The sequence below is a fragment of the Spirosoma endbachense genome (assembly GCF_010233585.1).
Classification (GTDB): domain Bacteria; phylum Bacteroidota; class Bacteroidia; order Cytophagales; family Spirosomataceae; genus Spirosoma; species Spirosoma endbachense.
Genome location: NZ_CP045997.1, coordinates 3965531 through 3971681, shown reverse-complemented (window position 1 = coordinate 3971681; position 6151 = coordinate 3965531). Strand labels below are relative to the sequence as shown.

Below are 6151 nucleotides of genomic sequence, written 5' to 3'. Positions count from 1 at the left end.
TGGTCAAGAAGTTGGAAAAATGTTGTAGGTTTAGCCAAGCAGGGAGCGACAGTCATGGTTTTGTAGTCTAGAGAACCACAAAGGTATGGCTAACTGCTCCTTGCCGTTTTTATAAGAAAGCCCTGTATGCTGATGATAACGATAGTTACTACCATGTAAAGTTCAAAAGTTTAATTTTCCTCATTCCAGATGCTGGAAGCGCCTTATCACCTTTATTTTTTATTGAATGTGATAATGATATAGTTGATCAAACTTTAGAAAAATATATAATAAAACCTGAAGACAACTACGACAAAAGGTATTATAGGCGTATAATAAAACATGATAAATCTTCAATTTATAATTTAAGGGAAATTTATGAATTCTTAGAAGAGCTTGATTATTCCGAATCTCCAAAAGATCAATACGAAGATAATTATTATTTTCTTGATGGTGGGATTTTTTGTTTCATAAATATTCAAGGATTAGAATATAATAAAGGATTAAATCATTTGCCTTGGGATTTTAGATCTAATGGAAAGGATTTGGTTGCATTTTTAAGAGAAATATTGCCTAATTTATACCTAGAAAAATAAAAGCCCAGCCATTGGCCGGGCTTCGTTGATTGAGATAATTAGAGGTTATTTATATTTAACACCGCTTCCAATCCAATCCCATTGAGTTGTAATACTGTTAGTATAATTATTCGCAGAAAAGCTAACGGTCATTGAATTTTCATTAAACACTCCGCTACCTATTGTTCTAACTGAATAGTTTGTACCATTCAAAGTTTTGGTAGTGGTGAAAACTGGCACAATATATTTATTGCCGTCTAATTCAACAACATAAGTATTGGATGGGTCTGTGAATTTTAATTCGTTTGGTGCGCTACCTTTTTCAACAATTATATTGTATCTATCCACAGTGCTACCTATCGGGTTTAGACTAACTTTTACTGAAACAGAAGCGGTTACATTATATGACCCAACATATTGATCTCTTGGGTCAACATCAGCCGACTTTTTACAGCCTATAGCAACGAGAAATAGGATTGCAAAGGAAAGGGAGACTAACAGGTTTTTCATTTTGTGTACGGTGGTTAAAGTGAACAAATACTAAATAAACTTTTCGTAAATCTCATCATCGGCAAAGGCCGCTAAACGCCGGGTGTATATCTCCATCGTTTTATACTCCGTGAAGCCGTTTTGTAATTGTAGCTTTTTGGGGTTAATGCCTAACCGGATTGCTTTGATATTGCCGGTGTGTTTCCAGCCATAGACGGTATACTTGCCTTTAATCCCCAAATCAGAAAGGATTTTACTATGCCGATAATAGAAGTGATTTTTACCAACAGGAACAGGACCGGGCTTACCCTCATTGCCAAAAACGTAGTATTCAGCAGGGTAGGAGCGAAGCTTTAATAAGTCGATAAGTTCAGCCAATGGCTTAGGCAGTGTCGGACTTTTTGTAATACTCGTCTTGGAGCGACCTGGCCTGATCATTACCGACCGCTCACGCAAATCGCCAACTTTCATTAACCGTACCTCCTGACCTGGACGGGCAAAGCAGTAATGAATAAAGTATATAAAGAGCAATAAGGGAAAATCCTGTTTTTGTTCTATATGAGCAAATATCCGAACTGCCTGTTCATCGGAATACGGCTCATGCATTTCAGATTCCTGCTTCGGAACAAACTCTAGATCGACAGCCGGGCTAATCTCAAACCGTTTTCGCCCTTTCTTGGAGTAGTAGAAACAGAACGTTTTGAACTGCCCTATTTCCTTGTTCCGCGTTGTCGGGTGGTCGTGTTTCTTCAGGATATAGTCCCTATACCTTTCGCAGAGTTCGGGGGTTATATCTTTAGTGGCAAGATGCTCTAGCTTGTTCTTTTTGAGAAATGCCTTTAGCTTATCGCCAAAGTTCCTGTAAACCTTGTACGAATTTTCGGCAAGGGTGCTTTTCTTCGTGCTTAAATAGCAAGTTAAGTCCGCTAATAACTTAGGGCCAGTGGGAGCCGGGGCCGTAACTGTTGGAGCAACAGGTTTTACAGATCCTGTTTTTAGGTCAGGATTGTAAACCGCACCATTCTCAAGTTGCTGATTAATGAAGCGTTCCCACTTCTGGGCTTCTTTTAATCGCTCACTCAGATTCTTTAGTTTATTGAAATAGCGGCTAAAGAAACGGCGCTCACATTGTTGTGTTTTGACATTCCATTGATAGAACTCTAAAAGCCAGGTTTTTGAGGTATCGTGATTGAAATGGTAAAGTTTACAGAGTCGGAAGGGAGGTATTGATTGAGAGCTGTTTTTAGACAACTCCATCAGGGTATTTGTTAAGCGGTTTGTTAAATTAAAATGGCTATACATAAGAAATGCTGTTTCCGGGTCAGGAAACAGCATATAGGGCCATTCTGTGGAGAATATCGGAGTCGAACCGATGACCTCTTCCATGCCATGGAAGCGCTCTAGCCAGCTGAGCTAATCCCCCATTTTGTGGGTGCAAAGATGAACAAAAAAATCAGATTCTGCCAAATTATGCGCTAAAAAAATTAGGGCGGCTTGTCTACGAAGTCGTTAGATAAAACAATGTTTGTTTTCTGTTAACAATTACGTAGCTTTGATAATAGTCTACGACATCGTATGCATACTGTTTATATTATTTACAGCCCCTCGACCGATCAATATTTTATTGGTCAGACTAAAGATCTGAAAATCACGCTGTGGCAGCATAACGCTAAAACAAACCCGGCTACGGCTGAAGGTAAACCGTGGGAAGTGAAATTTACGCGGCCGTTTGACACGCGAAATGAAGCACTAAGTTTAGAAATGAAACTGAAAAAAAAGGATCGGGCTTACTGGGAGGAGCTAATTGGCAATCCGCTACCCACGATCTAATAAACTGCAAAAATAACAAAGCCGCTTCTGAAGCGGCTTTGTTATTTTATGTCCTCTATGCCTATTGCTTATTTCTTCTCTTAAAAAGGCCTTAGTGCTTTGACAAATCTTCCCTTGAAGTAATCTGTAAACAGATTGTCTTCACGAACACCACGCGACGATGATGCATGAATGAAGCGAATATTATTGCCGCCATTTACTTCGGTAACAATACCGGTGTGAGAAACATAACCAGCCTGGCCTTTGTCGGGTACAAAGAAAATCAGATCACCCGGCAGAATATCATTTACCTCCACTTCCCGACCTACTTCTGATTGCTGCCACGAAATACGGGGCATTTTCAGGCCTACCGTATTAAAAACGGCATAGACCAGGCCAGAACAGTCAATTCCGTCCGATGTATTACCTCCTGAGCGATAGGGTGTTCCGGTATAGGTCCGGGCAATTTTAACAACTTCCGGTACATACCGATTTTCGTACGTTCGGCTATCGACAACTTTACCCGTCGACTTGGCCGGTACTGATGGTGGCCGGGCAGGTACCTTTCCCGTTGACGTTCGGCGGGCTGCCGAGTTTGACGAAGATGGACGACGACTGACCGAATGGGTTGACCCGGAAGATCGAAGAACCTCACAGGAGGTTAACAAAGAAAGCAGGCAAGTGCTTAGCAGAACGGAGCGCCATAAGCCCCGTGAGCAGCATTGTTGCATACAGATGGGATTAGGGTTGCATGTGTATCGTTGTTTTCAGGAACGATACACATGCAACTTATTAAATTTTCATAGATAACGCAATTCGTTTACGAGTCGTATCCACTTCCAGCACTTTTACTTTTACTTTCTGGTAGACTTTAACGACTGTTTTGGGATCTGAAACATAATGATTGGCCATTTGCGAAACGTGGACCAGACCATCTTGCTTGACGCCAATATCGACGAACGCGCCAAATGCAGTAATATTGGTTACGACCCCATTCAGTATCATTCCTTCGTGCAGATCGTCTACAGATCGAACTCTGGTATCATATTCAAATACGGATAGCGGCTCGCGAGGGTCTCGTCCGGGTTTTTCAAGCTCGGCCATAATATCGCGAAGAGTAGGTAAACCAACGGCCTCACTCACGTACCGTTCGGGTTGGATTTGCTTACGGAGCTCTGATTTTTGCACCAGATCAGCCACCGTACTTTTTACGTCAGTGGCCATGCGTTCCACCACCGTATAGCGTTCTGGGTGTACAGCACTGTTGTCCAATGGATTCTTGCCGCCTTCGATGCGTAGAAAACCGGCACATTGTTCAAAAGCCTTCGGACCAAGTCGAGGTACTTTTTTTAATTGTTCGCGAGATGTGAATGCACCATTTTGAGCGCGGAAGGCCACAATATTACCCGCTAGCTGTGGGCCAAGCCCCGATACATAACGCAACAGGTAAGCACTGGCCGTATTTAGTGATACACCAACCTGATTCACGCAACTTTCAACAACGGTATCCAGACTGGTTTTCAGATCAGTCTGGTCAACATCGTGCTGATATTGACCAACACCAATTGATTTAGGGTCTATTTTAACCAGTTCGGCCAGCGGGTCCATCAGCCGACGGCCAATACTGACTGCTCCCCGAACCGTAACATCACGATCCGGAAACTCTTCTCTGGCTGCTTCTGAGGCTGAATAGATGGAGGCACCCTGTTCGCTAACCATGAAGATCGGTTTTCCCAGGTTCAGAGTCTGAATAAACTCCTCGGTTTCGCGTCCGGCGGTGCCGTTGCCAATGGCGATTACGTCAATTTTATACTGGGCAATCAGTTTCTGAACCGTTTGGATGGCCTGCTGCTTTTGACCTTCAGACTGAAACAGGTACAAGACGGTATCGGTCAGTAGATTACCCTGCGCGTCGAGACAAACGGTTTTACAGCCAGTACGGTAACCGGGGTCAATTGCCAGTACCCGTTGTTGACCTAAAGGCGGACTGAGCAGAAGCTGGCGCAGGTTATCGGCAAAAATTGTAATGGCTTCAGCATCCGCTTTCTCTTTTGAGCGATTGTCGAATTCTGTTTCGATCGAGGGTTTGAGCAGGCGTTTATAACCATCGCGAATCGCTAACCCAACTTGCTCCTTGCAGACCGTCGTAGACTGATTATACAGAAACTGTCGTTCAAGCCGTTCAAGGGCGGCCTCTTCGTCTGGACCGATGCTAACCGTTAGAAAGCCCTCTGTTTCTCCTCTGCGTAGCGCCAGTAACCGGTGAGATGGTACGCGTCGGAGTGGTTCTGCAAAATCGAAATAGTCTTTATACTTTACACCTTCAGCATCCTTTCCTTTTTTGACAACGGAGCGGATAATTGCTTCCCGCTCAAACAAATTCCGGATACGCTGACGGGCATCGGCATCTTCACTAATTCGTTCGGCCAGAATGTCGCGGGCGCCCTGTAATGCATCATCTACGGTTAAGACAGCATCGGTAAGGTAGCGTTGGGCAACCCGGTCAAGGTTTGTTTCCCGTTGACTAAGAATCAGGTTCGCCAGTGGTTCAAGACCGCGCTCTATGGCGATTGTTGCCCTGGTTTTGCGCTTTTGTTTATAAGGCAGATACAGGTCTTCGAGTTCTGTCAGCGAATCGGCGGATTCAATTTTCCGGCGCAGATCGTCGGTTAACTTGTTCTGCTCATCAATTGATTTCAGAACCGCATCCCGGCGCTTGTCGAGGTCGAGCAGCTTCTGGTATGTCTCTTTAATTTGCCCGATTTGTAATTCATCGAGTTGTCCAGTTGCTTCTTTTCTGTATCGGGCAATAAACGGAACGGTAGCACCGCCCGTGAGGAGTTCAATCGTAACCGCTACCGATCTGGGATTCAGGCCAAGGCGTGCTGCTGTACGTTGTTCGGGTGATTGGGGCATTGATAATGGGGAAATCGGTACTTGGTTGAGTGAGCAATTTTGCAAAAAAATCTAGTTATCGATTACTCATTTAACCACCTACTGAAGAAATTAGGGCAAAAAAAAACATGCCTAATGGCATGTTTTTAACAACGGGTGTCTTTATATCTTACAATTAAGCTATTTCGACATTCACGGCATTTAAGCCTTTCTTACCGCGTTCGACATTGAATTTAACTTTGTCGTTTTCACGGATTTGGTCGATGAGGCCAGAAGCGTGTACAAATATGTCTTCGCCACCTTCATCGGGTTTAATGAAGCCAAACCCTTTGGTTTCATTAAAGAATTTTACAGTTCCTGTTTGCATTGCTTGTTTAAAATTTAAGCGAAGGACGGCACAATAA

6 protein-coding genes and 1 tRNA gene are annotated in these 6151 nt (G+C 43.5%); 1 reads left to right on the top strand and 6 read right to left on the bottom strand.

Going from position 1 to position 6151, the window contains the following annotated elements; translation table 11 throughout:
• Positions 1–620: 620 nt before the first annotated feature.
• From GJR95_RS16030 to GJR95_RS16020, 3 genes are all read right to left on the bottom strand, one after another.
• Positions 621–1064: a hypothetical protein gene (locus GJR95_RS16030; protein WP_162386835.1), complete on the bottom strand. Its 444-nt coding sequence runs from the start codon at positions 1062–1064 to the stop codon at positions 621–623.
• Positions 1065–1094: 30 nt separating this feature from the next.
• Entirely contained in the window at positions 1095–2300 is a 1206-nt protein-coding gene (locus tag GJR95_RS16025; RefSeq protein WP_232541200.1) for a tyrosine-type recombinase/integrase, read from the bottom strand.
• 92 nt (positions 2301–2392) lie between these two features.
• Positions 2393–2466, bottom strand: a tRNA-Ala gene (locus tag GJR95_RS16020).
• A gap of 152 nt (positions 2467–2618) precedes the next feature.
• Here GJR95_RS16020 and GJR95_RS16015 point away from each other — a divergent pair.
• Positions 2619–2873, top strand: coding sequence for a GIY-YIG nuclease family protein (locus tag GJR95_RS16015; RefSeq protein WP_162386833.1), 255 nt, complete (start codon positions 2619–2621; stop codon positions 2871–2873).
• An 80-nt stretch (positions 2874–2953) separates the two neighbouring features.
• On the opposite strand, the gene GJR95_RS16010 is transcribed toward GJR95_RS16015, so the two are convergent.
• From GJR95_RS16010 to GJR95_RS16000, 3 genes are all read right to left on the bottom strand, one after another.
• Positions 2954–3583 (bottom strand): C40 family peptidase, encoded by a 630-nt coding sequence (locus tag GJR95_RS16010; protein WP_162386832.1) that lies wholly within the window; start codon positions 3581–3583, stop codon positions 2954–2956.
• A gap of 61 nt (positions 3584–3644) precedes the next feature.
• Entirely contained in the window at positions 3645–5768 is a 2124-nt protein-coding gene (locus GJR95_RS16005) for a Tex family protein (protein ID WP_162386831.1), read from the bottom strand.
• Between the two features lie 154 nt (positions 5769–5922).
• The gene (locus GJR95_RS16000) at positions 5923–6114 is read right to left on the bottom strand and encodes a cold-shock protein (protein ID WP_018620078.1); all 192 of its coding nucleotides are present in this window, start codon (positions 6112–6114) and stop codon (positions 5923–5925) included.
• Between the last annotated feature and the right edge of the window lie 37 nt (positions 6115–6151).